The 23,434-nt window shown below is 41.2% G+C and carries 25 protein-coding genes and 2 pseudogenes; 9 read left to right on the forward strand and 18 right to left on the reverse strand.

Annotated elements, in window-relative coordinates; translation table 11 throughout:
• Nucleotides 1-8: 8 nt before the first annotated feature.
• Complete coding sequence (locus tag BK049_RS02955) at nucleotides 9-848, reverse strand: M56 family metallopeptidase (RefSeq protein WP_008355132.1); 840 nt, start codon at nucleotides 846-848, stop codon at nucleotides 9-11.
• A complete protein-coding gene (locus tag BK049_RS02960) occupies nucleotides 841-1,263 on the reverse strand; it encodes a BlaI/MecI/CopY family transcriptional regulator (RefSeq protein ID WP_008355129.1) in 423 nt (140 codons plus the stop codon). Before BK049_RS02960 ends, BK049_RS02955 begins: the two co-directional genes overlap by 8 nt.
• A gap of 271 nt (nucleotides 1,264-1,534) precedes the next feature.
• Here BK049_RS02960 and BK049_RS02965 point away from each other — a divergent pair, with 271 nt between their 5' ends.
• Nucleotides 1,535-2,680, forward strand: coding sequence for an AbrB family transcriptional regulator (locus BK049_RS02965; RefSeq protein WP_008355127.1), 1,146 nt, complete (start codon nucleotides 1,535-1,537; stop codon nucleotides 2,678-2,680).
• Nucleotides 2,681-2,717: 37 nt separating this feature from the next.
• On the opposite strand, the gene lepB is transcribed toward BK049_RS02965, so the two are convergent.
• Together lepB and BK049_RS02975 are read right to left on the reverse strand one after the other, a co-directional pair.
• Nucleotides 2,718-3,230 carry a signal peptidase I gene (lepB, locus tag BK049_RS02970; RefSeq protein ID WP_008355125.1) on the reverse strand — a complete coding sequence of 171 codons (513 nt, stop codon included), beginning with the start codon at nucleotides 3,228-3,230 and terminating at the stop codon, nucleotides 2,718-2,720.
• Nucleotides 3,230-3,847 carry a TVP38/TMEM64 family protein gene (locus tag BK049_RS02975; protein ID WP_008355124.1) on the reverse strand — a complete coding sequence of 206 codons (618 nt, stop codon included), beginning with the start codon at nucleotides 3,845-3,847 and terminating at the stop codon, nucleotides 3,230-3,232. Before BK049_RS02975 ends, lepB begins: the two co-directional genes overlap by 1 nt.
• Nucleotides 3,848-4,004: 157 nt before the next feature.
• On the opposite strand from BK049_RS02975, the gene BK049_RS02980 reads away from it, so the two are divergent.
• Together BK049_RS02980 and BK049_RS02985 are read left to right on the forward strand one after the other, a co-directional pair.
• Nucleotides 4,005-4,367, forward strand: coding sequence for a YhjD family protein (locus BK049_RS02980; protein WP_008355122.1), 363 nt, complete (start codon nucleotides 4,005-4,007; stop codon nucleotides 4,365-4,367).
• A gap of 88 nt (nucleotides 4,368-4,455) precedes the next feature.
• Entirely contained in the window at nucleotides 4,456-4,887 is a 432-nt protein-coding gene (locus tag BK049_RS02985) for an enoyl-CoA hydratase (protein WP_232532167.1), read from the forward strand.
• Between the two features lie 40 nt (nucleotides 4,888-4,927).
• On the opposite strand, the gene BK049_RS02990 is transcribed toward BK049_RS02985, so the two are convergent.
• From BK049_RS02990 to BK049_RS03020, 7 genes are all read right to left on the reverse strand, one after another.
• Complete coding sequence (locus BK049_RS02990) at nucleotides 4,928-5,887, reverse strand: LCP family protein (protein ID WP_008355118.1); 960 nt, start codon at nucleotides 5,885-5,887, stop codon at nucleotides 4,928-4,930.
• A gap of 139 nt (nucleotides 5,888-6,026) precedes the next feature.
• Nucleotides 6,027-6,971, reverse strand: coding sequence for a siderophore ABC transporter substrate-binding protein (locus BK049_RS02995; protein WP_071167811.1), 945 nt, complete (start codon nucleotides 6,969-6,971; stop codon nucleotides 6,027-6,029).
• 22 nt (nucleotides 6,972-6,993) lie between these two features.
• Nucleotides 6,994-7,752, reverse strand: a complete 759-nt coding sequence (locus tag BK049_RS03000; RefSeq protein WP_008359073.1) for an iron ABC transporter ATP-binding protein — start codon at nucleotides 7,750-7,752, stop codon at nucleotides 6,994-6,996.
• Complete coding sequence (locus tag BK049_RS03005; protein ID WP_008359071.1) at nucleotides 7,743-8,693, reverse strand: iron chelate uptake ABC transporter family permease subunit; 951 nt, start codon at nucleotides 8,691-8,693, stop codon at nucleotides 7,743-7,745. The genes BK049_RS03000 and BK049_RS03005 overlap by 10 nt, the downstream gene beginning before the upstream one ends.
• Nucleotides 8,686-9,636: an ABC transporter permease gene (locus tag BK049_RS03010; protein ID WP_008359069.1), complete on the reverse strand. Its 951-nt coding sequence runs from the start codon at nucleotides 9,634-9,636 to the stop codon at nucleotides 8,686-8,688. Before BK049_RS03010 ends, BK049_RS03005 begins: the two co-directional genes overlap by 8 nt.
• Nucleotides 9,637-9,794: 158 nt before the next feature.
• Nucleotides 9,795-10,073, reverse strand: coding sequence for a barstar family protein (locus BK049_RS03015; protein ID WP_008359067.1), 279 nt, complete (start codon nucleotides 10,071-10,073; stop codon nucleotides 9,795-9,797).
• Nucleotides 10,074-10,136: 63 nt separating this feature from the next.
• The gene (locus tag BK049_RS03020) at nucleotides 10,137-11,306 is read right to left on the reverse strand and encodes an MFS transporter (protein WP_071167812.1); all 1,170 of its coding nucleotides are present in this window, start codon (nucleotides 11,304-11,306) and stop codon (nucleotides 10,137-10,139) included.
• A 145-nt stretch (nucleotides 11,307-11,451) separates the two neighbouring features.
• Here BK049_RS03020 and pdxR point away from each other — a divergent pair, with 145 nt between their 5' ends.
• Nucleotides 11,452-12,891 (forward strand): MocR-like pyridoxine biosynthesis transcription factor PdxR, encoded by a 1,440-nt coding sequence (gene pdxR, locus BK049_RS03025; RefSeq protein WP_071167813.1) that lies wholly within the window; start codon nucleotides 11,452-11,454, stop codon nucleotides 12,889-12,891.
• A gap of 31 nt (nucleotides 12,892-12,922) precedes the next feature.
• Here the strand turns inward: pdxR and BK049_RS03030 are convergent, their stop codons facing one another.
• From BK049_RS03030 to BK049_RS03045, 6 genes and pseudogenes are all read right to left on the reverse strand, one after another.
• Complete coding sequence (locus tag BK049_RS03030) at nucleotides 12,923-13,405, reverse strand: hypothetical protein (RefSeq protein WP_071167814.1); 483 nt, start codon at nucleotides 13,403-13,405, stop codon at nucleotides 12,923-12,925.
• Nucleotides 13,406-13,698: 293 nt separating this feature from the next.
• Nucleotides 13,699-13,948: pseudogene (locus BK049_RS18695) on the reverse strand (cupin domain-containing protein); the annotation flags it as partial.
• A gap of 98 nt (nucleotides 13,949-14,046) precedes the next feature.
• Nucleotides 14,047-15,156 (reverse strand): threonine synthase, encoded by a 1,110-nt coding sequence (locus tag BK049_RS03035; protein WP_071167815.1) that lies wholly within the window; start codon nucleotides 15,154-15,156, stop codon nucleotides 14,047-14,049.
• Nucleotides 15,157-15,180: 24 nt separating this feature from the next.
• Complete coding sequence (locus BK049_RS03040) at nucleotides 15,181-15,852, reverse strand: helix-turn-helix transcriptional regulator (RefSeq protein WP_071167816.1); 672 nt, start codon at nucleotides 15,850-15,852, stop codon at nucleotides 15,181-15,183.
• A 21-nt stretch (nucleotides 15,853-15,873) separates the two neighbouring features.
• Nucleotides 15,874-15,996: pseudogene (locus BK049_RS19260) on the reverse strand (D-TA family PLP-dependent enzyme); the annotation flags it as partial.
• Between the two features lie 147 nt (nucleotides 15,997-16,143).
• Entirely contained in the window at nucleotides 16,144-16,722 is a 579-nt protein-coding gene (locus BK049_RS03045) for a competence protein ComK (RefSeq protein ID WP_071167817.1), read from the reverse strand.
• A gap of 289 nt (nucleotides 16,723-17,011) precedes the next feature.
• Here BK049_RS03045 and BK049_RS03050 point away from each other — a divergent pair, with 289 nt between their 5' ends.
• Nucleotides 17,012-17,248, forward strand: a complete 237-nt coding sequence (locus tag BK049_RS03050) for an IDEAL domain-containing protein (protein ID WP_008348804.1) — start codon at nucleotides 17,012-17,014, stop codon at nucleotides 17,246-17,248.
• Between the two features lie 56 nt (nucleotides 17,249-17,304).
• On the opposite strand, the gene BK049_RS03055 is transcribed toward BK049_RS03050, so the two are convergent.
• A complete protein-coding gene (locus BK049_RS03055) occupies nucleotides 17,305-18,165 on the reverse strand; it encodes an SDR family oxidoreductase (protein ID WP_071167818.1) in 861 nt (286 codons plus the stop codon).
• A 141-nt stretch (nucleotides 18,166-18,306) separates the two neighbouring features.
• On the opposite strand from BK049_RS03055, the gene BK049_RS03060 reads away from it, so the two are divergent.
• The 4 genes from BK049_RS03060 (at nucleotide 18,307) to BK049_RS03075 (ending at nucleotide 23,406) form a co-directional block, all read left to right on the forward strand.
• On the forward strand, nucleotides 18,307-19,839 hold the full coding sequence (locus BK049_RS03060; protein WP_071167819.1) for an FAD-dependent oxidoreductase: 1,533 nt from the start codon (nucleotides 18,307-18,309) through the stop codon (nucleotides 19,837-19,839).
• A gap of 41 nt (nucleotides 19,840-19,880) precedes the next feature.
• Complete coding sequence (locus BK049_RS03065; protein ID WP_406566821.1) at nucleotides 19,881-21,227, forward strand: globin-coupled sensor protein; 1,347 nt, start codon at nucleotides 19,881-19,883, stop codon at nucleotides 21,225-21,227.
• A 62-nt stretch (nucleotides 21,228-21,289) separates the two neighbouring features.
• Nucleotides 21,290-21,874 (forward strand): histidine phosphatase family protein, encoded by a 585-nt coding sequence (locus tag BK049_RS03070; RefSeq protein ID WP_008359043.1) that lies wholly within the window; start codon nucleotides 21,290-21,292, stop codon nucleotides 21,872-21,874.
• A gap of 386 nt (nucleotides 21,875-22,260) precedes the next feature.
• Complete coding sequence (locus tag BK049_RS03075) at nucleotides 22,261-23,406, forward strand: serine alkaline protease SapB (protein WP_008359041.1); 1,146 nt, start codon at nucleotides 22,261-22,263, stop codon at nucleotides 23,404-23,406.
• Nucleotides 23,407-23,434 lie beyond the last annotated feature (28 nt).

The raw sequence follows: 23,434 nt of genomic DNA on the forward strand, positions 1-23,434 counted from the left end.
AAAAAAAATTAGTAATTTAGGTTAAGCATAATCATTAAGACCAACATGAGGATGGCTGATGTCACGATTGGAATGAGTGGTACATTGAATGGGATATTGTATGTTGGGTTTAAGATCTTTTGTATTCTTAAATTCAACGCCCGATCTCCAAAGGACACCGCAAACTTCGTTTGTTTTTGAAACTTTGTTCTATTTTTAATGAGTTTCAAAAGGGCTTGTCCTACTCCAAGCTCAGTGCCTGTCTGCTGAATGGCATAATCATCTGCAATCACTTCACGAAAAACGGAGTAGCTTTGTCTCATATGCTTCAATACTGGAATATACCAAATCACTTTTGTGAGCATTGAAAAAGCGAAAGCCTTTAAAGGGTCATAACTGTATTTATGGTGCAATTCATGATGAACAACCGCATCAATTTCCTCTTCATCAAGCATGCTCATAAGACCTGTTGATACGTAAACCTTTGGGTGAAGCATTCCCATTGCGAAAGCAAGCGGTTCTCGGCAATGAAATACAATGATGTCATTTTCATACTTCTCTGATAGACATTTCGTCGATGGTTGATCGACTGCCATCATCATATTGCTTTTGAAATGCATATACTTTCTGATCTGCTTCGTCATATAGAAAACGGCAAAACCTAATGTATATAGAACCAAAGCATCCAGAAAATATTTTAAAGGAGTGAATCCATAGAATTCGAGAACAGACTGGCATACATGGATCAGATTATATGCTTGATTCCAGCCAAAAAAGCCTGAGAGCAAGTAATAACCCATCTGATAAAAAATCGCTAAACCAATCAATATACCACCCAAAAACAGCAGTCTCGATTTCATTTTAATCATGCCGCTTCTCCTCTTTTTTTGATGCAAGCCTTGCTTCAAGCACTTTAAGTAATTCAGGATCAGCACTTTCAATCGCGTCCACCATATGATTCACTGCCAAAGGACCGAAATCATCCATCAGACCTTGTGTAATCCATTTCGTTTGCTCATTTAAAAATTCTTCTTTTGTTAAAATAGGATTATAGATAGAAGAACGTCCTTTTGTTTTCTTTTCCACGATTCCTTTTTCGGTTAAGCGATTCAGTACAGTCATGACCGTGTTGAAATTAATCGGCTTCTCATCTGACAGCTTCTGCTGGACTTCTTTAATCGGCATATCCTCACCTTGATAAAGGATCTCCATAATCCTTCCTTCTAAAGGACCGAAAAAACGGTTCAATCCCTTTTCGTTATATTTAAAAGAAGGAATTTTCATGTCATCACCTCACACTAAGTAGTGTAGTGTAATTGAAAATGATAGTCAACTGATAACAAAAATAGGGGAAAATCGTTGTGTATTGCCTCTGCTTTTGGTAAAAATTATATACTTATTTATACAAAAACAATCTTTTTGTATTTAAACTATAAGGTAATCTTATGAAAATGCTAAAAAAATTCGTATTTTATTTATAAAGATGTTTGTATTATAGTGAACTTATCAACATTTCACTTACTGAACAAAGATATAGGAAGAAGGTTTACATTTGATGAAACAAGGAAACAGCCTTCGAACCGATCTCATTCTGATTGCGATAAGCGGTTTAGGAGGATTTCTTTTGTCTTTAACAGGGATGTCTATTGGCTGGATGGTTGGTACTTTAATCACAGCTTCGTTTATGGCAATGCGCCGCCCCACCCTGTTTCAGCGCAAAGGATACAACACCTTACGTATTCACAGCAGATGGCTACTCCTTGGTCAATTCATTCTTGGAATCGAACTAGGGCAGAAAATGAACATGAAAGTCCTTCACATTTTCGCTGAAAATTGGCTTCCAGTGAGTTTCATGCTTGTCTTTTCTATTTTATTAGCCATGCTCTCCGGGTTTGTCTTATGGAAGCTGAGCAAAACAGATATGCTGACCAGCTTTGTTGGTACTGCCCCCGGCGGTTTATCCGCTATGCCGGGAATTGCCCAAGAGGTTGGAGCAAATACAGCTGTAGTGAGTCTTGTCCAAACGATACGTGTTTTAATGGTTGTACTCACCATTCCATTTACAGTGTTTTATTTAAATACAAAAAGCCAATCAGATGCGGCCGCAGCAGTACAAGGCAGCGCCTTTTCATCAGGCGTGTTCACACTGTCAAACATCTCGTGGACAGCTGCTCTCATTTTAGGTGCTTGGCTTATGTCACGTCTAGCCGTTCGTCTTCATTTTCCTGCCCCTTGGCTCATTGGCAGTATGCTAAGTGTCGCAGCACTTCAAGTAGGTGCAGGTGCCTTGATTGGTCATGATTTGATTCCTTACTGGCCAGCCCAAGCGAACATTGCGTCACAGGTATTTCTAGGGGCAACCATCGGTTCAAAAATGAATAAACAAATGTTTGTCGGACTAAAAAACACCTTGATTGTGGCCATCGTCAGCTCAGCCGGACTGATTGCTGCAACTGTTCTTAGTTCAATTGCGATTGCAGAGATCACAGGGATTTCTGTCATTACGGCCATTCTTGCTTTTTCGCCTGGCGGTATTGCAGAAATGGCGACAACAGCAGTCACACTCCATGAGGATTCCACCTTTGTTGTTGCTGTACAAGTCGTTAGAATTATTTTGGTGATCGCCATGTTGCCACCATTTTTTCGTTTCTTACATCATTTTTGGGCAAAAAGACAGACTGATTATAAAGCCGCCAAATAAAAAAGAGACGCTCTGCTTATGCAAAGCGCCTCTTTTTTTATTCATGTTGATGCCTTTTTACACCGACTACTTGATCCTTTGAGATGGTTCCAAAATGCCGGCTGTCAAAGCTATGTATTCGGTTATCTCCGATCACGAAGTAATGATTATCTTGTATCCTATGATGGCCTGTAATGGCTTTTAGCTGAAAATCACCTGTCAGGACGTTGCCCATTTTATGATTTTTCTGCTCTTTTAAATATGGCTCTTTCCATTTCGCACCATCAACAAATAGCTGATCGTCTTCATACTTGAGCGTTTCCCCTGGCAGTCCAATGACCCGTTTGATCAAAATTTGATTTTTAGGCCCATGAAAGAGAACGTAATCAAACCGGTTAATTTTCGTGAGTTTTGGTGAGAACTTGTTGATTAATAATTCTGTCCCATCTGTAAATGTCGGGTCCATACTAACCCCTTCTACTTTGTACGTGACAAACATGAAATTCTTTACTTGGAACAATAAGACGATGCATGTAATAATCATCAACCACAGAAATGGCTTCTTTTTCATTAAGAGCCTCCTTTGTCCTCACGCTGACTCATCCGAATGTTCAACCTATTTTCTACTCTCTTTCCAACATACCATAATAAAGCGATGACTAGAACTGCAAAAACACTTCTTAACGGATTCTTTACCAAAGACGAAAGATCATAGCCAATAAAACTAATCATTAAGAGCATGACACACTTACCTGATAAAGCGGCTAATGAAAATTGCCAGATGCTAATTCTTGATAGTCCTGCTACTACATTGACGGCAGCAGAAGGGGTGAAAGGAAAGCAAAGTAAAATAAAAAGCGGGCCAAACCCCCGTTTTTCCACCCAAAGCATCAGCTTTTTAATGGAAGGGTGTCTGCTGATAAAGTTCAGCATTCTCATCTGTCCAAATTTTCTGATCAGTAAAAAGACAAGAATAGATCCTGCACTTGCACCAATCCAGGTCAATAAAAAGCCTTCCCATAGCCCGAAGGCATTTGCATTTGCCACAGCAAACGCAACGAGGGGTAAAAATGGCAGAAATGCTTCTATTAAAGGAAGCAATATGGCCACAATTGGGCCAAAGGCCTTGTAGCTCTCAAAAAATGATGTGATATGTTCATGAGTAAATATGGAAAGAAATGATGGCAACTTGTTTGACTCCTTCAAGGTTTGTCTATCTTTCATTTTACATGGAAAGCATAAAAATATACAAATGAATCCCTCTCCTTCCCCTTGAGATTTTTAGACTCATCCGATATAATAAATAAGAACAAATGTTCTATTTATAAAGAAAGCAGGCATGGACATGACAAGACTATCAAGTGTACAGCTTCAGATGATGGAACAGGCCATCTTTCTTCCAATGGTCATCTCCATCCTCAACCGTGACTTGACGCACCTCAAAAAACATCAAACATTTAAACTAAATGAACCATATATTCAGCTTGTCACATCTTCATTAAAAGAAGCACAAACAGCTCTTTATCAATTGAAACAGCATTTACGTCAAGAAAAAATGAAAGTACAGCAAATTGAACACGATGAAGGTTTTACGACATATTTATTTATGATGAATGGTTATGAAGAAAAGCATAAATATTTTAATCCACGTATACGTCATCGTGTAGAGGAAATGCTCACCCAATATTTTCTCCATCAAGAAAAATAAATGTGGTTATATTTTACATTCGAAAAGGAACTCTCCAATTTTTGGCGAATTGATAAACATACCAAAAATTAGGAGGAATTGCATAGTGATGAAAAAAATAGCAGCACTCACTTTAGCAGCAGGGTTACTTGTGCCAAGCACAGTTTCTGCATTAGAACCAGTGCAAACAGGAAAACAAGAAGCAGCAGCATCTACACAATTTACAAGTGTGGCCTATACAACGGTTTCTATCGTTGGAAAACGAGTGAAGTTTGAAGTGAAGGCACTCGAGAATCCTTTTAACACAACTTACTATAATCGAATTGCTTGGACGAGTAATGACGAGGAGCCGAGTGTATTCAATGACAATATTCTATCGGTCATTGTCGCTAAAAAAACCGGACAGTCTTATCAAGTCTTTTCATACGAAACACTCACTGCGGTGAAGGACAAGATTGAATCCGGCGAAAAAGTATATGGCTGGGCGCTTGCTTTAAATGGCGTGTGGTACCCAACGATGCCTGCAACCCTCTACTATTAAAAGACAAAAAGCCTGCCACTGCGGCAGGCTTCTTCATGATTTATGATAATTCAAGCTGCTTTCTCAGCTCTTGTCTGACTTCTTCTAACCCAGCTCCATCTAACTCAAAGTAGTACACATTCCCAGGCTGATAATCATGCCCCTTTAACTGAAGAGTATCCACTGATTTCAATGAACTTAGTAAAGGGTAAAGACCGATAAACTGCTTCATGGATAAATTAGTGGAGACGTTATCACCAAGTGTATCAATGATGTTGTCATATGACGGTATGGAAGAAATGGATTTTGATTTTTCAAAGATGGCTTGAAGTGCCTCCATTTGGCGCTTTCCGCGCATGAGATCACTATCTGCCTTTCTCGTTCTCACAAACGCTAATGCTTCTTCACCGCTGAGTGTTTGTGTGCCTGTTTCCACATGAACTTTTCCTTTTGAATCCTTTTCCATTTGTTTTGCAATGCCCTCATCTTCAATCGTCACATCAATTCCATTTAGCTCATCGACAATGTCTTGAAACGCCTTAAAGTTCCCTGAAATCACATAGTCTACGGGAATGTTCAACAGATTCTCTACCGTTTTGACTGATAAATCTGCACTGCCAAACGCATGAGCATGAGCAATTTTATCATAGCCTCTTCCCGGTATATCTACATAAGAATCACGAGGAATACTAAGAAGCTTGATCGTTTTCTCTGTTCGATTCACCGCCGCAAGTAAGACCGCATCACTTCTTGCTTCGTCTACCGTTTCACCTGGACGGCTGTCAATCCCTAAGAGGAGCACCGAAAAGCTATCTTTTCCTGGATCAAAAGCTTTCACACGCTTTTGCGAGGTCTCTCCTCTTTCTAATGATACTTGCGCTTTATTCGACGCTTTTGAAATTTTATAGTATGCGTATCCTGTCACAGATACCGCCATTACCATGACAAATGCCATGATAAACAGCACGACTTTCACCCAAGGTCTTAGCCTTCTTCTTTTTGCTCTTGTTTTTTCCTTCATCCTTTCCGAACCCTCACTCTATCTTAGTCTAGCAATGTAGGTTCCACTATAACATATTTTAACGAAAGTTTCCTGCACGCAACATATTTTTATGAATCCACAATAAAAAAGCCGCTCGATATGAGCAGCTTTTCATCCATTACTTTTGTTCAATTCCTTTTTTCACTTCATCTATCATGGCATTCAATGATTCAAGGCCGCCGCCTGCTAAATACCACATGTCAGAGTTCAAATACACCACATGATTGTTTTTGATCGCTTTGACTGATTTCACATAATCATTTTCAACAAGCTGTTTCGCAGACGTTTCTTCTCCAATCGCTTCACCGCGATCAACAACAAATAAGTAATCTGGGTTCGTTTTGACCATATACTCATATGAAATGCTTTGTCCGTGTTTGTCAGATGGCTCAAGCTTTGAATCAGCCGGTGTAATGCCAAATACATCATGGATCAGACCATATCTTGACTTAGGACCAAATGCCGTCATTTTGCTGTCGTTCGCCATGATCACAAGACCATTTTTCTTTAACTCTTTTGCTTGTTTCTTTAATGCATCCACTTTTTGATCAATCGCTGAAAGTTCTTTTTTGACTTTGTCTTCCTTATCAAAAATCTTTCCTAACGTTTCGGCATTCTTTTTAAATGATTTCATATAGTTTGCATTATCTACATCCATGTAAATCGTAGGGGCAATTTCAGAAAATTCGTCGAATGCATCTGCTTGACGGTGCTGAATAATAATCAAGTCCGGTTTGAGCTCTGCAATTTTTTCAAAGTTCGGCTCTTTTAAACCGCCGACATTCACATATTTGTCACTTTCATATTTAGATAAATATTTAGGGATCACTTGTTTTGGTAAAGCTGTCACATTCACACCTAGTTTGTCTAGCGTATCAAGACTTCCCATATCAAACACAACAACCTTTTTCGGGTTTTTCTTGATTTTCACGCCATCTTTATTCAGCATGTCTTTAACCGTCACGGTTTCCTCACTTGTTCCTTCTGTTTTCCCTTGGTTACCACAGGCAGCGAGTACAACCATCGCTGTTAATACAGTCATCAACCATATCCATTTTTTCATACTTCTTCACCTCTTCGTTTTTTTAAGAAAAATATAAACAAATGCGCTCACCGCGAATGATTTCAATCGGTATACGCATGTCATAAATTTGTTCAAGTGCATCGGTTTGAATCACTTCGTCTGCTCCGCCTTCTTTGATGATCTGTCCATCTTTTAAGGCGACGATATGATCGGAATATACAGATGCAAAGTTAATATCATGGAGAACCACAACAATCGTTTTCCCCAGATCATTCACGAGCTGCTGAAACAGCTTCATCATCTCCACAGAATGATTCATATCCAAATTGTTTAAAGGCTCATCTAAAAAGATATAATCCGTATCCTGAGCCAGCACCATCGCAATAAAAGCTCTTTGTCTTTGTCCGCCGCTCAGTTCATCTAAATATTGATGCTGGATATCGACAAGCTTCATGTATTGAAGGGACACATCGATCATCTTCTCATCCTCTTTTGTCAGATGGCCTTGTGAGTACGGAAAACGGCCAAAGCTGACAAGCTCCCGAACGGTCAGACGTACACTCATGTGATTGGACTGCTTTAAAATGCTCATCTTTTTCGCCAGCTCCTGCGGAGGATACTGACTATATGGTTTGTCTTCTAGATAAGCTGCACCTGTGTCTGGCTGAATCAGACGGCTCATGATGGACAAAAGTGTGCTCTTGCCCGCACCATTTGGACCAATGAGAGAGGTCAGTTGTCCTTTTTTCACACTGACAGTTGTTTCGTAAAGCACTGTTTTTCCATTATATGTCTTACTGACTCCCTTCATCACGACCATGAACGACTCTCCTTTAAAAGTAAGTAAATAAAATACAAGCCACCGACTAAATCAATCAGCACACTAAGCGGCGTTTGAAAGCTAAATATCTTTTCCACAAGAAATTCCCCGCCGACAAGGGCAATGACACTAATGAAAAAAGAGCCTAACAGCAAGTACGTATGACGGTATGTACGAAAGAGCTCTCTTGCCACGTTCACGACGAGTAAGCCAAGAAATGTAATAGGGCCGACAAGGGCCGTCGCAATGGACACAAGAACGGCAATGACAATCATCATCTTTTTGGTGATACCGTCATAGTCAATCCCGAGATTCACAGCATGTTCCTTTCCTAACGACATCACATCTAATTTAGCGCGGAATGTCCAAATATAAAGACACAGCGCCGCAAATAAAACAGAAGCGATGAGGAGGATATCTGTGTTCATATGATTAAAGCTTGCAAAGGATTTATCCTGTACAACCTGATATTCATTCGGATCAATGAGCATTTCCATAAAGGAAGAAAGACTTTTGAACAATGTACCAAATACAATCCCAACAAGCAGGAGTAAGAAAATGTGCTTGTTTTTGCGTTTAAACATCACCGTATATAGAAGTACGGAAAAAAGAATCATCAATCCAACGCAAAGGAAAAAATTCAGGTTCTTATTAGTGATCATCCAATTGGTCGATCCAAAAAGATAGATAATCGCCGTTTGCAAAAACAAATACAGCGCATCTAGTCCCAAAATGCTTGGTGTTAGAATTCGGTTGTTGGTCAAGGTTTGGAACACCACAGAGGAAAAGGCAATAGCGCCCCCTGTCAATGTCATCGCAAGTACCTTCTTTAAACGGCTCGGCACTGTGTACTCCCAGTACCCCATTTGAAAGGTGATAAAAATGACAACAAATACGGCTGCAATGGCTGCAATGAGAAATAGCATTCGTTTCTTATGCATAGCGCTTCCTCCTTAATAACATGTACAGGAAGATCGCACTTCCAATGATGCCGACCATGAGCCCGACAGAAATTTCATATGGATAAATGATCACCCGTCCGAGTACGTCACAGATGAGCACAAAAATGGCACCTAGTAAAGCCGTATGCGGCAGACTCTTTTTCAGATGATCCCCTCGGTAGATCGATACAATATTAGGAATGATTAAGCCGAGGAATGGCAGCATACCCACAGTTAAAATCGTGACAGAAGTAATCATCGAAACGATCACCAAACCAACTGCCATCACACGTTTATACGTTAAACCTAAATTGACGGCAAAGCTCTCGCCCATACCAGCCACTGTAAAACGGTCCGCATATACATACGCAATGATCAATAGCGGAACACTCACATAGAGCAGCTCATAACGCCCCTGAACAATAAGAGAAAAATCCCCTTGCAGCCATGCTGATACGTTTTGAATCAGATCATATTTATAGGCGATAAACGTGGAGATAGAACTAATAATCCCGCCAAACATTAAGCCGACTAACGGTACATAGATCGTATCGTTCACCTTAATATGGCGCAAAATTTTTAAGAATAATAGATTACCGGCTAAAGTAAATAGAAAAGCGATAGCCATTTTCATTAGCGGGCTTGCCTGTGTAAAAACAAGCATGGCGACCAAGATCCCAAGCTTGGCCCAATCCATTGTTCCTGCAGTGGTTGGAGATACAAATTTATTTCTCGTCATGCTTTGCATAATAAAGCCGCATATGCTCAGACTCATGCCAGCAAGCACAATACTCATCAACCGCGGGATGCGGCTTGATAATAAGGTTTGCACTTGTTCATCTGTTAGATGAAACAACTGTAAAATAGACAGATCCTGTACACCGACAAACAGTGACGCACATGCCAAACACACAAACAACAAACTTAATTGGTACAACTTCATACAGGTTTCTCACTTTCTATCAAGCGCTCCGTCACAAATGATTATCATTATCAATTAAGCGACAGTTCATATATTATCATATTTAGTGAAATATTCAATAGTAGAATGAGAAACGATTTCATTTACACAAAAAAACAGCCTTCAGAATCAGCTGTTTTTTATGATTGAATGTTCAATTGGAATTGCCCCTTTAGTTCCTCTTCTGCTTCTTGAAATAACTGCCTCATGCTCTCTGCATAATCGCCAAGCTCGTCTTTGCTTGCCTGATAATTGATCCATGTAAGCTCTACAGGAAGACTCACTTCTCCTGTTAAACAGTCCCAAAGCGCATCAAGATTTTTCCCGTAATGGTCAGGTAGCTGCAAGACTGTTTTTAATTGATCATGAAGCGCCTCCTGCGATCTGCACATCGCACCATCCAGCTGTACTTTTTTCATATCATCTCCCCCTCTCCTGCCTTTATTTTAAACGAAAGGGATGGGAAAGAGAAAGAAGACCTCTCACGTTTGATTCTGCCTGAACCCTAAGGTCGACAGGATGAGGCAAGCTGCAAAAACGATCAAGAAAAAGAGGGTTAATACCGTCTGAGTACCGTAGATATCAGCAAAGAGACCAACAAACACACTCGGTATGCCAAGACCTAGATACGCAAACAAGTAATACCCTGCAACGGCTCTAGCCGCTTCCTTCTTCCCTTGTTCGACAATGAGCTGCAAGCCCCCTAAGTAAGTAAATCCATAGCAAGCAGTGCCCGCCAAAAGAGTTCCAGCAAGCACAAGGAGGATGGATCCGCCATTTGCACCGAATAACAACAGACCATATCCACATGGAAGACAAATAAACCCTATCCTGAGCGCTGCGCTGCTATTCATCTTGCGAACAAATGGCTGCATCAGGACACCTGCTATATTAATAAAAAACAGCGCCGGTCCTACCCACAATTCATAGCCATTTAGTTTAAGCTGTGCTGGCAAAATAGAAATGATGAGACCGCACACAGACCATGCAATGGCAATGGCTAAGTTCGCCAGCATTGTCCCTTTTGGAAACCTTGGCATGTTCATTAACGGTTTGCCCGCATCTCCTTGGACAGGCGGCACAAAAAAGAATACACCAACAATCGTCAGGATGAAAAAGACCAACACAACCCAATAACTAAGCGGCGTCAGCGACACATGTTGAAAGGAAAGTATCGCTGTAAAAAGAGCACCTCCCCCAAACCCAACAGAACTACATAGTGCGATAAAAGTTGGAATCCAGCTTGATTTCTCTGGGTATAAAGCAATCAAGTAGGCCGTGCATGTTCCAACACTTAAGCCAAGCCCCACTCCTTGGAGCAGCCGGGCTGCAAAAAGCATTTGAATGGTCGGCTCCACGATCATCAAAAGAGTGGCACATAACGAGAAGCAGAGTGCGACCAATAAAATCGGCTTCCGGCCAGCCCGGTCTGATATGCCGCCAAGTAACAGCAATACCGGTATAAGTCCGAATACATATGCGGCAAATACAAGGGCAGTAGCCGCCTTTCCGTATCCTGCTTGGTCTGCATACGCCGTATAAAGAGGCACTTGCAGGTTCACAGCAGCCGTAATCATGAAAAGGCCAAATAAAACAATCATAAACGGCACCATGGATAGATGGGCTGTTTCTTCTTTTGATGCAGGAATCATTGGACTCTCTCCTCTTTATAAATGATATGAACCAGTGTACACACCATTTGGATTTCTTCCTACATCCAAAAATCACTCTATTGACCAGTCCAAAATCTCATGTCATCATGATAGGATGACCTAAAAGTAAGGGAGAAGGTGCACCGTGTATATTCATTTAGACCGCTCAAGCTCTACCCCGCTCTGGCAGCAAATCGTCACTGGTATCATTCAAAAAATTCATACAAAAACACTGAATCCTGATGATCAGTTAACGCCATCGCGAGTGTTGGCACAGGAGCTCAACGTATCAAGATCAACCGTACAGCTCGCCTATGATGAACTGCTGGCAAGAGGCTATGTGAGCACCTCTAGAAGAGGCGGGACAAAGGTCATTTCAAGTGATCAATACGCAGCTTCTCCTCCCCGTCAAAGCGAGCCGCCTTTTGCGCTTCCAGTTAGACCTCACTTTGACGAGGCTGAAAAACAAATGGATCACTGGCTATCGGCCAATCAATTTCATGAGAAGCTTGAGATTGACTTTCGCCATCAAGAACCAGCCATCGACGAACATTTTCAAAACATTTGGAAACGCTCGCTTCTAAAAGCATTACAGCGCTTAGATATGAAAGATTGGGGCTATTCCTCTCCGCATGGATTATGGGAAGTGCGCTCAGAAATTCGCCAATACTTATCTGTTGAACGAGGCATCGAGATAGAAGAAGATCAAATGGTGTTAACAGGGGGCACGCAGCAAGCCATTGACTTAATCTCACAAGTACTGCTCAAAAAGGGGGATATGGTGGCTGTTGAAGATCCTGGTTTTCCCGGAGCAAGACTTTCTTTTTTACATCGTGAAATGAACATTCATCCTGCTGCTGTAGATGAAGAAGGAATGATCGTGGATACATTGCCAGAACGTACAAAGCTAATCGCTGTGACGCCCTCACATCAGCGTCCAACCGGCGTCTGTATGAGCGTCAATAGAAGACAGCAACTGCTGCAGTTTGCTGTCAAACATCAATCTTATATATTAGAGGATGATTTTGATGGGGATTATCGTTATCATGGCGGGCCGCTTCCTTCCTTATTTTCAGAAGCACCTGACCATGTGATCTATATATTAAGTTTTTCAAAGGTGCTCGCACCAGGCATCCGTCTTGCCGCAATTATCGGCTCTCAAGCTGTCGTCAAAGAAATCGCTGCACTGCAATCGCTTATTCAAAGACAGCTGCCGATCATGGAGCAAATCACACTTGCATCTTTTTTCCGAGAAGGAGAATTCAACCGATATGTCAGGCGAATGAGACAGGTGTATAAAAAGCGGCAGGCCGCCATGATGCATGCCCTTTTGACACATCACTTTGACAAACACTTCGATTTATATGGAACCGATACAGGTCTTCATGTATTTTTAGAAGGAACACCAGACTTTGATGAAAAAGGCAGTATTGAGGCAGCAAAAGCAGCGGGCGTCGGCATTTATCCATTAAGCCCCTATTGCTATGAAAGCGAAAGAAAAGGATTGCTGCTTGGTTTTGCCTGTACGGATGAAGACATGATCCAAGAAGGCGTGCGCCGGTTAAAGCAAACATTTTGCATCTAAAAAGACCTGGAAGATTGACTTCCGGGTCTTTTTAACGTGATTGCTGAATGTTCCCCACTTCTTCAATATATGAGGCTGTCTCTTGCAATCCATCTTGAAAATGCTGGGTTGCTGACATAAACAACTTTTCTTGATCGGGGTGCTTCAACAACTGCTCCACCTTGTCAATTCCTTTTTCAAATGAAGCAAGGCCTGTCTTTAATTGTTTGTCAGCCTTTTTATACGCAGCTGGAACTTCTTGATGAGCAAGTCCTTTTTGAATCACACGATCAAATGCTTTCGTCGCTTTTCTCAATTTTTCATTTGCTTGGATTTTCCCATGTCCGTCTGAAATAAATTGATCGGTCATGTTTTCATAGGCTTCATTTAACTCATCCATATAACGCTGAACCCATTGTTCATACGTGTCTCCTGTTGTGTTTTGTTTTGAAGGCGGCTGACCTGCTTGATTACAGGCTGTGAGTAGTGTCACTGTCACGGTAAATAGCAGCATCAAATGCCATCGTTTTTTCATACAGAGCCTCCATTTCTATTCCCATTCGTTCATATCGGTCAAAAATGATCATCTTTTACCTCATACGAACACCTTACAAGAAATGACTTCTTTTTATTGTAACAGACCGCCTGTATCACTTCTGCGATTTGTGAGGAAATGAATGAAAATCCTTCTAATGGTTCACATTTCCCTGCCATTTCATGTTGATACAGTCAATAGACGACGAGAGACGCACGTATGGTTTCAATCTCGTCCTTTTTTCTGAAATAAAAAAGACCCCTTTCGGCGCCTTTTCCTTTTGCATGATATCCAATCCACACATCGTTTTCTGCTGTCAGTTCAGATGAAGTATCTCCCGTATTGACAACTCCCCGCGGTCCAACCAGCATGACATGACATTTTTCCTGTGCGAACGGTTTGTGCTCTTTTCCTTTTAAGCATCACATACAAGTCTCCTGCATTCAGTTCAACCTTGCCATCTCTAAACTCAATTTCCATCTCACCTTCAATGACGAGAAATACTTCGTCCGTGTGATCATGCTGATGCCAAACGAATTCCCCTTATATTTTCATTGCACATCATTCATTTCAGCGATGACCAGTGCTATGTAAATGTCCTTTAGATGAATGGATTTCAATTAGTGATTCCCCTTTTGAATTTAAATGGCTTTTAATCCCGCTCCGCATAGCGGCAGCACAATCCGTTCATGTGCCATTCTTCGGTGCTTCAAAAAGCCAGCATAATTGGCTGCTGTGGTTGGTTCAACGTAGAACCCTTTCGCTGCTAGTGCTGTGTGTGCGCCCTTAATCTCTTGCTCATTCACGGTCAAAATATACCCATTTGTCTGCTTCGTGGCGTGAAGGATTTGTGCTGCACGTTCAGGTGCTGCAATGGCAATGCCTTCAGCTATCGTTCCTTTATTTTGAACCGACACTTTCTCAAGACGCTGCTCATAAAAAGCTTCGGCAAGCGGGGCACAGTTTTCTGCTTGCACCGCGACGATTTTCGGCAATGCCTCAATGAGACCTTCCACTAATAGTTCACAGAAACCTTGGTAAACGCCTAATAGAAGTGTGCCGTTGCCTGCAGGAATGATTAACGTATCCGGCACGCGGCTAAGCTGTTCCCACATTTCGTAAGCGTATGTTTTCGTTCCTTCATAAAAGTAAGGATTAAACACATGACTGGCATAAAACGTTCCCTCTTGCTGAACTGCCAACTGCGCTGCCTTTGCCACATCCTCCCTCGTTCCATCAACCATACGAATATTCGCTCCATGTGCGCTTATTTGAGCGACTTTTTTCGGTGAAGTGGATGTCCCTAAAAAGATATCACATTCAATCTGAGCACGCTTCGCATAGGCGGCAATAGAAGTACCGGCGTTTCCACTGCTGTCAGCGATCACCTTTTTGACGCCCCATTCTTTTGCTTTTGCGATCAGGACAGCTGCTCCTCGGTCTTTAAAAGAAAGCGTAGGCATCATGTAATCTACTTTCACAAATGTGTGAGGATCATCTTGTGATAACGGCACAAGCGGCGTATATCCTTCACCCATAGTGACCTCTTCCCACACGCTACATGGCGAATGAAAAGGCAGCGCCTTTTCATATCTCCACATTCCAGGTAACTCACTTTGAATCTCTTTTTTTGAAAACGCTGGTTTCTCCCACTCTATTTTCAAAAGACCGCCGCACGGACATTTCCAAATATCAGGTGTACTTGGATAGGCTGTCTCACATGAGGTGCAAACATAGGTTTCTTTTAGCATAGCCATCCCCCTATTCGATTTGATTTACGATGTTTCCTCTGATTCTTTCATTTTCTTCAATTCGTCTAAGTAGCTATAAACCGTGACCTTCGATATACCTAACCGCTCCGCTACTTTATCCACTGACCCTTTCATGAGAAAGATGCCTTTCTCATCCATAAAACGAATCAGTTCAATTTTTTCTTGCCGCTTTTTTAATGAGCCTTTTTGATGAGAAATGATCTGCTCAATGAGACGATCTGCAATTTCATCTACACTTTGCAGCGTATCTTTGCTTTTCTTTGGCGATGCGGCAGGCATCTCTTTTGCTAATCCAGGGACGAGCTTGTCGATTAATTCTTTTACATGACTTACTGTACTCATATCGTAGTTGATGCAAAGCGCCCCGATCACCTGGTCTTTGTCATCACGAAGAAGTGTTGTAGATGCTTTAATGATTCTTGCATCTTCTGTTTTTATTTCATAGCCTGCCAAGTAATCTTCATCAAATTCGTCCGATAAGAGCACCTCTTTTACTAGATGGTCAAACGATTGTCCGACCGCTCTCCCTGTGACATGATGATTGATCGTAAAGATGACGGACGATTGCGGCTGGGTCAAATCATGAATGACCACTTCACAAGAAGAGCCAAACATATGCGCAATCGTTTTTGCAATCGGAATGTAATGGTTTAATTGATGTTTCACTTCTGACATTTCTTTCACTCCATTGTTGCTTTATTGTAGTTTCCCTTTACTGGCAATCGCTAACTCTTCTACTACTTCACCATCTTGAATGAGGTATGCTTTTTCATGAAGATTGACCACAGGACATATGTGATCCAGAATGATTCGTACCTTCATCAAAATATATAATTTTTTATTGACATGATTAAATTATATAATTTTTTATATGATAATCAATTGTTTTTTCGATGAAAAAGAAATGACGATGTGCGAAGTATGGCAGGTGAAGAAGTCCAGCGGCTTGCTGCCGCTGGTGTTGAACTAATATCGATTACGAAGTTCTCTTAAAATAAAGTCATACACAAGGTTGAGCTGCTGTTCCTTTGGATACAGCATAAATTCTTGTTTCTTAGGAAGACCTCCATCAAGACGGTCTTGAAATTTCGTTCGAAGATATGCTGTGCGGTGCACCTGACTTTCAAATGATTTATATGAGACGTCCAGTTTGACCGATTGCTCATTGGTAAAAGTGACAACCGTGTCTCCGAGGGACGATTCTTGAAAGGTATGAATGTATTTGTGGGAAATCCATCCGCACTGGGGGCGGTTGGATGAATAGGTTGGGAAGAAATACAAATGATTGGATGAGTCAATCACGATGGGAGGCTTGTGGGAAATTCCTGTTACTTCATATGTTCCCGCTTTTCTGCCTGCATAGCTTGAGCCAAAGAACCTACAGCTGCGTTCTATAATGTGCAGAGGCTTTAATTCAACATAAAAGCTTGTCTCTCTTTCAATCACTTTTGAATATACTCGTTTTCCTTCTTCAATCGGAAGGACCGCCATTGTTGTTTGATTAATGACGTATGAATCTAAAGGTGTTTCGCTAATTCCTGACACTTCATTTCCTCCTGTGTTAATTTTTGGTTATTTTAGATACTATTAATCTATCACCAACGTATAAGAAACGACAGGATTTTTTCAAAATTTATTTAAAATCATCTTTTTATCGTGTTTTTTAGTACCTTCGATCTATCTAAAAGGCATTTTTAAAGATATATCGCCTCCTGTCGACTGGACAAGGGGTGTCGATATGGCTCAAAAATAAATTGTCTAAAAATTATAAATTCTTATTGATTTTTTCTCCGCCAATCCATATACTATAAAAAAGGCATCGGGGGGATTCTTTATGAAAGAGAAAAAAACGTATGCTGAGCTCATGAAGTCCCGCAACACCCAAAAAACCGAAGAGAATGGCGTCACCATTTTAGACATCTATATTCAAATGGTTTTAGATGAGGCGCTTTATAAACAGCGCTTAACCTTCCTTAGAGAAGAGATTGATAAGGCCCTGGATCAGCGTGATGAAAAGCGATTCAATGACCTGTCAGCTCAATATGCAGAACACTGCTTACATCAATCTTGATGATGTTACTTGCGGCAGAGAGACAGCACCTTGTCTCTTTACCGCAAGTTTTTTGTTTACCCATTTAATATCGTTCCGCCATTGACATGTATCATTTGTCCATTCATATAAGATGAGTCTTCGCTCGCTAAAAATAAATAACTCGGCGCTAGCTCTACTGGCTCACCAGGGCGTTCCATGGGGACATTTCCGCCAAATTCAGAAACTTCCTTTTCCGTAAATGTGGATGGAATCAGCGGTGTCCAAATTGGCCCAGGCGCTACCCCATTCACTCGAATCCCTTGTTTGATCAGCGATAGGGATAAAGATCTTGTAAACGTCACGACTGCCCCTTTTGTCGATGAATAATCAATCAAGGTTTCATGACCTTTATAGGCAGTGACCGATGCTGTATTAATGATACTGCTTCCTTTTTTTAAATGTGGAAGCACTGCTTTTGTTAAATAGAACATCGCAAAAATATTCGTTTGAAATGTCCGAAGAAGCTGGTGAGAGGTAATCTGTTCAATACTTTTTTGCGGATGCTGTTCACCTGCATTGTTGACCAAAATATCAATCGAACCGAAAGCATCTTTTGTTTTTTTGACCACCTCATCTGAAAAGGCTTCATTTCCTAAATCCCCAGGAATTAAGATGACACGCCCTCCCGCCTTTTCAATATAGTCCTTCGTCTCCTCTGCATCGTGATGTTCATTCAAGTAAACAATCGCTACATTGGCTCCTTCTTTTGCAAACAAGACAGATACTGCTCTGCCGATTCCACTATCTCCGCCTGTCACAATGGCCGTTTTCCCAGCTAGCTTTTTGCCCTGCACGTCTCGATCAAAAATAGGTCTAGGGTTCATTTTATATTCAAGACCGGGACGTTCATTCTGGTGCTGAGGCGGTAAGGTTTTCTTCGGCTGCTTTGTTGACACATCAGTCCACTCCTTCCTTCTATCTCGCTTATTTTTATGTGTTGGCCATTTTTTTATGTATTTCGCTCTTGTTTCCATTCAAATGTATGATTTTCAGTATTGTGTAAAAATTATACATAACAAGTCACTGGAGGCGACAACATGGAACAAGAACATAAAGAATTAGAACAGACAACATCGTTATGGTTAGTCGAAGGTCAGAAGGATTCTTTTCCTTCTGTTAGCGAAGATCTCACAGCAGATGTGATCATTGTCGGGGCTGGTATTACCGGTATTGCTGCTGCATTTGAAATGACAGAACGAGGGCTGGATGTGATCATCATAGATGCTGATCAAGTGCTGCAAGGGACGACCGGACATACAACAGCGAAAATTACCTCCCAGCACGATGTATACTATCATGAGCTGATTCAGCATATTGGCATGCCAAAGGCCCGTTTATATGTAGAGGCAAATGAGAAAGCAAAAGAGCTGATTCAAGCACGCGTGAAAAAGTATGACATTGATTGTCAGCTTGAGGTGAAGGATGCTTACCTTTATACAACGGAAGAAGGCGGTGTCAAAAAGTTAAAGAAGGAATTAGATGCCTATAAACAGCTCGGTATTGACCGCGAATGGAAAACAGAGCTCCCTTTTGATGCTGACATAAAAGCTGCCCTTGCCATGACGCAGCAGGCACAATTTCATCCACTTCATTATCTTCATGCACTCATCGATCAGCTCGTCAGCCGAGGTGTACGCATTTTTGAACAGACAACTGCAGTCGATGTAAAAGAAGGAAAACGACCAGCTGTCATCACAAAAAGTGGCCATCATCTGACGGGCCGATTTATCATTTCATGCTCACATTTTCCTTTTTATGATGGCAAAGGACTTTATTTCACCCGAATCCATCCCGAGCAATCTTATGTCGTCGCAGCCAAAACAACCAAACCGCTTCCAGACGGCATGTACTTAGGAATTGACCAGCCTGCCCATTCATTAAGAAAGGCAAAATTCCACGGAGAAGACGTCGTGCTCATCGGAGGAGAAGGGCATAAAACCGGGCAAGGCGGAGATGAATCCGCTCACTATGAAGCACTAGAAAAGTTCGGAGACGCCACCCTTGGTATAGAAAAAGTTCTTTATCGCTGGTCAACACACGATATGGTCACGATGGATCACATGCCTTATATTGGCCACTTGACGAAACACCATAGCAATATTTTTGTTGCGACAGGCTTTAGAAAATGGGGCATGACGACCAGCCATGTCGCAGCAACACTTATTGGAGATTTGATTGAGGGAAAATCAAATCCTTACGAATCCATCTTTACACCATCAAGACTTCTTTCTGACCCATTCTTCAAAGACTTTATCAAAGAAAACACCAATGTTGCGGCGAAGCTGATCAGCGGTAAATTCAAGCGACCGGATCAAACCATTGATGATTTAAAACCAGGCGAAGGCGGGATTGTGTTTGATCAACATAAAAAATGCGGCGCCTTTAAGTCAGAGGATGGCAATGTCTTTCTTGTCGATACAACATGTACTCATCTAGGCTGTGAAGTCGCTTGGAATAATAGTGACCGGACATGGGACTGCCCTTGTCACGGGTCCCGTTTCTCCATTACTGGAGAAGTAGTAGAAGGTCCAGCGAAGAAACCACTAAAAAGGTCATATAAAGAACAGTAAAATTTCACTGGTTTCCCCTTTAAAAAAGCCAATATTATCCGATAAAAAACATAAAGTCTGATATTTGTGATCATTATGGGGGGACTAACACATTGTTATTTAAAAAAGAGAGTAAAACGAAAAAGACTGCTTTTTTCACACAACAGGATGATGGGATAAAACGAATCGATTTTTCGGAGAATACGGACATTGCCAAACAGATTAAAATGATTGATTTGACTCAGCAAGACCTTTTTATTCTGAAACAGCTAAATCCGATTGTTCAAGATGATATTGAACATATCGTCGATAAATTTTATAAAAACTTAGAGGTTGAGTCTTCCTTGATGCACATCATTCAAGATAACAGCTCAGTCGAACGTCTGAAAAAAACACTCCGCATTCATATCAGTGAAATGTTTGCCGGTGTGATTGACGAATCCTATGTAGCCAAAAGAATTAAAATCGCACAAGTTCATTTGCGAATTGGGCTTCAGCCTAAATGGTATATGGCAGCATTCCAAGACCTCTTGCTCTCGATTATGGATTTATTCGCTCAGCATATCCAAGATTTCAAAGAATATCAGACGGCAGTCAAAGCGACGACGAAAATTTTAAATTTAGAGCAGCAGCTTGTCCTAGATACGTTCCAAAATGAGTATTCTAAAATTCGTGATGAAGCAGAAAAACAGCAAAAAGAGCTTCATACAAAAATTACAGAAACCTCTAATTCGCTTGCTTCCCTCTTCTCAAACACAACAAATGCTGTGGACAAACTTGTATCAAAATCTGATGAGATGGCGGATATGTCACAGGCTGGAACGAAAATTTCAGCACAGGTCGAAGAAAAATCAATTGGCGGTAAAAAAGAGTTAGAAATTCAGCAAACCCAAATGAATCAAATTGATGGCAGCATGACAAAGATTGAAACAGAGATTAAACGCTTAGAAGAAATTGCGAAACAAATCGAACAAATTTTTGGGATTGTCACAGGCATTGCAGAGCAAACGAATTTACTATCTTTAAATGCCTCAATTGAATCTGCACGTGCAGGTGAGCATGGCAAAGGCTTTGCTGTCGTTGCAAACGAAGTTCGAAAATTATCAGAAGACACTAAGAAAACGGTTTCTACTGTATCAGAGCTCGTCAACAACACAAATTCACAAATCGCTATTGTGTCCCAGCATATCGCTGACGTGAATTTACTTGTAACAGACAGTAAAGAAAAAATGACCCAAATCAACTCTCTCTTCGATGATATCGTGAGCAGCATGAACCTAAGCAAAAACCAAAACGGAAAAATCGAAATAGATCTGCAAACGTTCCTGAACGAATTAAAAGAAGTGAAACAAACAGTGTCCCAAGTGGCAAGTTCCGTCGAATCTTTAACAAGCCTGACAAATCGCTGATCCAGTCATTTTTCTTCTTGTTTTAGTATAATAGAAGAAAAGATAGAAAAGGCGGGATTTGATTGACAGCAATTTGCCTAGTCAGACACGGTGAAACCGATTGGAATGCAGCGAAACGTATTCAAGGACGAACAGATATCCCTTTAAATGATACTGGTAAATGGCAGGCGGAACAAACCGGCCTTTACTTAAAAGATGTTCACTGGGATGTTGTCATTTCCAGTCCCTTATCAAGGGCAAAAGAAACAGCGCAGTTGATTTTACAGCATGTACATGCACCGCTCGTTATCATGGACGATTTTATTGAACGTGATTACGGTGACGCTGAAGGCATGTCGTTTGAGGAACGTCAGAAACTGTTTCCCGATAAACAGTATCCAAATATGGAATCGTTAGAAGCGATGCAAGATCGAATGGTAGAAGGGATTGAAAAGGTCAGAGCAGCCTATCCAGATCAACATGTGCTGATCGTGGCTCACGGTGCTGCCATTCATGCCCTACTCTCCACTCTTGCTGATGAACATATGGGTCTACAAGATACACGACTTGAGAATGCCTGCTTAAATTATGTGGAATGGAAAGATGGAAAATGGAAGGTGCGCGATTACAACGTGGTCAGCCATTTAACACAATCTGCTCCTTCTTAAGAAACCTGCTCTCCAAGCAGGTTTTTTTGTTGTCAGAAACAATGATCAAATAATATTTTTTTATATCGAAATTCGAAATAGATGCTAGCCTTTTCTACCTATTTTATGGCATTTCGGGTATCGAATGTTTATCCACAAATCGATCATAAGCAAAAAAGCACGATTCCTTTTTAATAGAAAATCGCCGAAAATATAGAATAAACATAATTTACCATAATTTCCAAGCGACTTAATTCCCTATTTTTCGCTAGGACTTTCACAAAAATTCAGGCCTACTCTTATTTGCCTATCTCCCTTAAACTGAAAATACAGAATAATCAAACGGGTCATTCTTATAGACTATAGATGATTATTCTGAAATAAGAAAAAAGGGATGTGGAATGTGCGTGAAAAAGAAAAATGTGATGACAAGTGTTTTATTGGCTGTCCCTCTTCTGTTTTCAGCAGGGTTTGGAGGCTCTATGGCAAATGCCGAAACGGCCTCAAAGTCAGAAAGTGAAAAAAGCTATATTGTTGGCTTCAAAGCTTCTGCCACCACAAACAGCTCTAAAAAACAAGCGGTCACTCAAAATGGTGGGACATTAGAAAAGCAATATCGCCTCATTAATGCTGCACAAGTAAAAATGTCCGAACAAGCCGCAAAAAAACTTGAACATGACCCTAGCATTGATTATGTAGAAGAAGACTACAAAGCAGAAGCATATGCACAAACCGTCCCTTATGGTATCCCTCAAATCAAAGCTCCAGCAGTACACGCTCAAGGTTATAAAGGTGCTAATGTGAAAGTAGCTGTCCTTGATACTGGTATCCACGCTGCACACCCTGACTTAAATGTTGCAGGCGGTGCAAGCTTCGTCCCTTCAGAGCCAAATGCCACCCAAGATTTTCAATCACACGGAACTCACGTAGCAGGAACCATTGCTGCCCTTGATAACACAATTGGTGTTCTTGGTGTCGCACCAAGTGCCTCCTTGTATGCCGTTAAAGTGTTAGACCGTAACGGCGATGGACAATACAGCTGGATTATTAGCGGTATTGAATGGGCTGTTGCCAATAATATGGATGTGATCAATATGAGTTTAGGCGGACCAAGTGGTTCCACAGCGCTTAAAAATGCTGTAGATACAGCAAATAATCGCGGAGTGGTGGTTGTTGCCGCAGCAGGAAATTCAGGTTCCAGTGGCTCTACAAGCACCGTTGGCTATCCAGCAAAATATGATTCTACGATTGCCGTTGCTAATGTGAACAGCAACAATGTAAGAAACTCATCTTCTAGTGCAGGTCCTGAATTAGATGTTTCTGCACCTGGTACGTCCATTTTAAGTACAGTACCAAGCAGTGGATATGCATCTTATACCGGGACATCTATGGCTTCTCCTCATGTAGCAGGAGCAGCAGCGCTTATTCTGTCTAAGCACCCGAACCTAACAAATACGCAGGTGCGCCAGCGTTTAGAAAATACAGCCACTCCGCTTGGTAGCTCGTTCTATTACGGAAAGGGATTAATTAACGTTCAAGCGGCTGCTAACTAAAAAAGTATGATCAAAACATCCGGCTGGA

It is taken from the genome of Bacillus xiamenensis, from assembly GCF_001857925.1.
Taxonomy (GTDB): domain Bacteria; phylum Bacillota; class Bacilli; order Bacillales; family Bacillaceae; genus Bacillus; species Bacillus xiamenensis.

Excerpts from the sequence above, each read along its gene's own strand:
- BK049_RS02955 (WP_008355132.1), bottom strand. The coding sequence starts at position 848 with ATGATTAAAATGAAATCGAGACTGCTGTTTTTGGGTGGTATATTGATT.
- BK049_RS02960 (WP_008355129.1), bottom strand. The coding sequence starts at position 1,263 with ATGAAAATTCCTTCTTTTAAATATAACGAAAAGGGATTGAACCGTTTT.
- BK049_RS02965 (WP_008355127.1), top strand. The coding sequence starts at position 1,535 with ATGAAACAAGGAAACAGCCTTCGAACCGATCTCATTCTGATTGCGATA.
- lepB (WP_008355125.1), bottom strand. The coding sequence starts at position 3,230 with ATGAAAAAGAAGCCATTTCTGTGGTTGATGATTATTACATGCATCGTC.
- BK049_RS02980 (WP_008355122.1), top strand. The coding sequence starts at position 4,005 with ATGACAAGACTATCAAGTGTACAGCTTCAGATGATGGAACAGGCCATC.
- BK049_RS02985 (WP_232532167.1), top strand. The coding sequence starts at position 4,456 with ATGAAAAAAATAGCAGCACTCACTTTAGCAGCAGGGTTACTTGTGCCA.
- BK049_RS02990 (WP_008355118.1), bottom strand. The coding sequence starts at position 5,887 with ATGAAGGAAAAAACAAGAGCAAAAAGAAGAAGGCTAAGACCTTGGGTG.
- BK049_RS02995 (WP_071167811.1), bottom strand. The coding sequence starts at position 6,971 with ATGAAAAAATGGATATGGTTGATGACTGTATTAACAGCGATGGTTGTA.
- BK049_RS03000 (WP_008359073.1), bottom strand. The coding sequence starts at position 7,752 with ATGGTCGTGATGAAGGGAGTCAGTAAGACATATAATGGAAAAACAGTG.
- BK049_RS03005 (WP_008359071.1), bottom strand. The coding sequence starts at position 8,693 with ATGCATAAGAAACGAATGCTATTTCTCATTGCAGCCATTGCAGCCGTA.
- BK049_RS03010 (WP_008359069.1), bottom strand. The coding sequence starts at position 9,636 with ATGAAGTTGTACCAATTAAGTTTGTTGTTTGTGTGTTTGGCATGTGCG.
- BK049_RS03015 (WP_008359067.1), bottom strand. The coding sequence starts at position 10,073 with ATGAAAAAAGTACAGCTGGATGGTGCGATGTGCAGATCGCAGGAGGCG.
- BK049_RS03020 (WP_071167812.1), bottom strand. The coding sequence starts at position 11,306 with ATGATTCCTGCATCAAAAGAAGAAACAGCCCATCTATCCATGGTGCCG.
- BK049_RS03030 (WP_071167814.1), bottom strand. The coding sequence starts at position 13,405 with ATGAAAAAACGATGGCATTTGATGCTGCTATTTACCGTGACAGTGACA.
- BK049_RS03035 (WP_071167815.1), bottom strand. The coding sequence starts at position 15,156 with ATGCTAAAAGAAACCTATGTTTGCACCTCATGTGAGACAGCCTATCCA.
- BK049_RS03040 (WP_071167816.1), bottom strand. The coding sequence starts at position 15,852 with ATGTCAGAAGTGAAACATCAATTAAACCATTACATTCCGATTGCAAAA.
- BK049_RS03050 (WP_008348804.1), top strand. The coding sequence starts at position 17,012 with ATGAAAGAGAAAAAAACGTATGCTGAGCTCATGAAGTCCCGCAACACC.
- BK049_RS03060 (WP_071167819.1), top strand. The coding sequence starts at position 18,307 with ATGGAACAAGAACATAAAGAATTAGAACAGACAACATCGTTATGGTTA.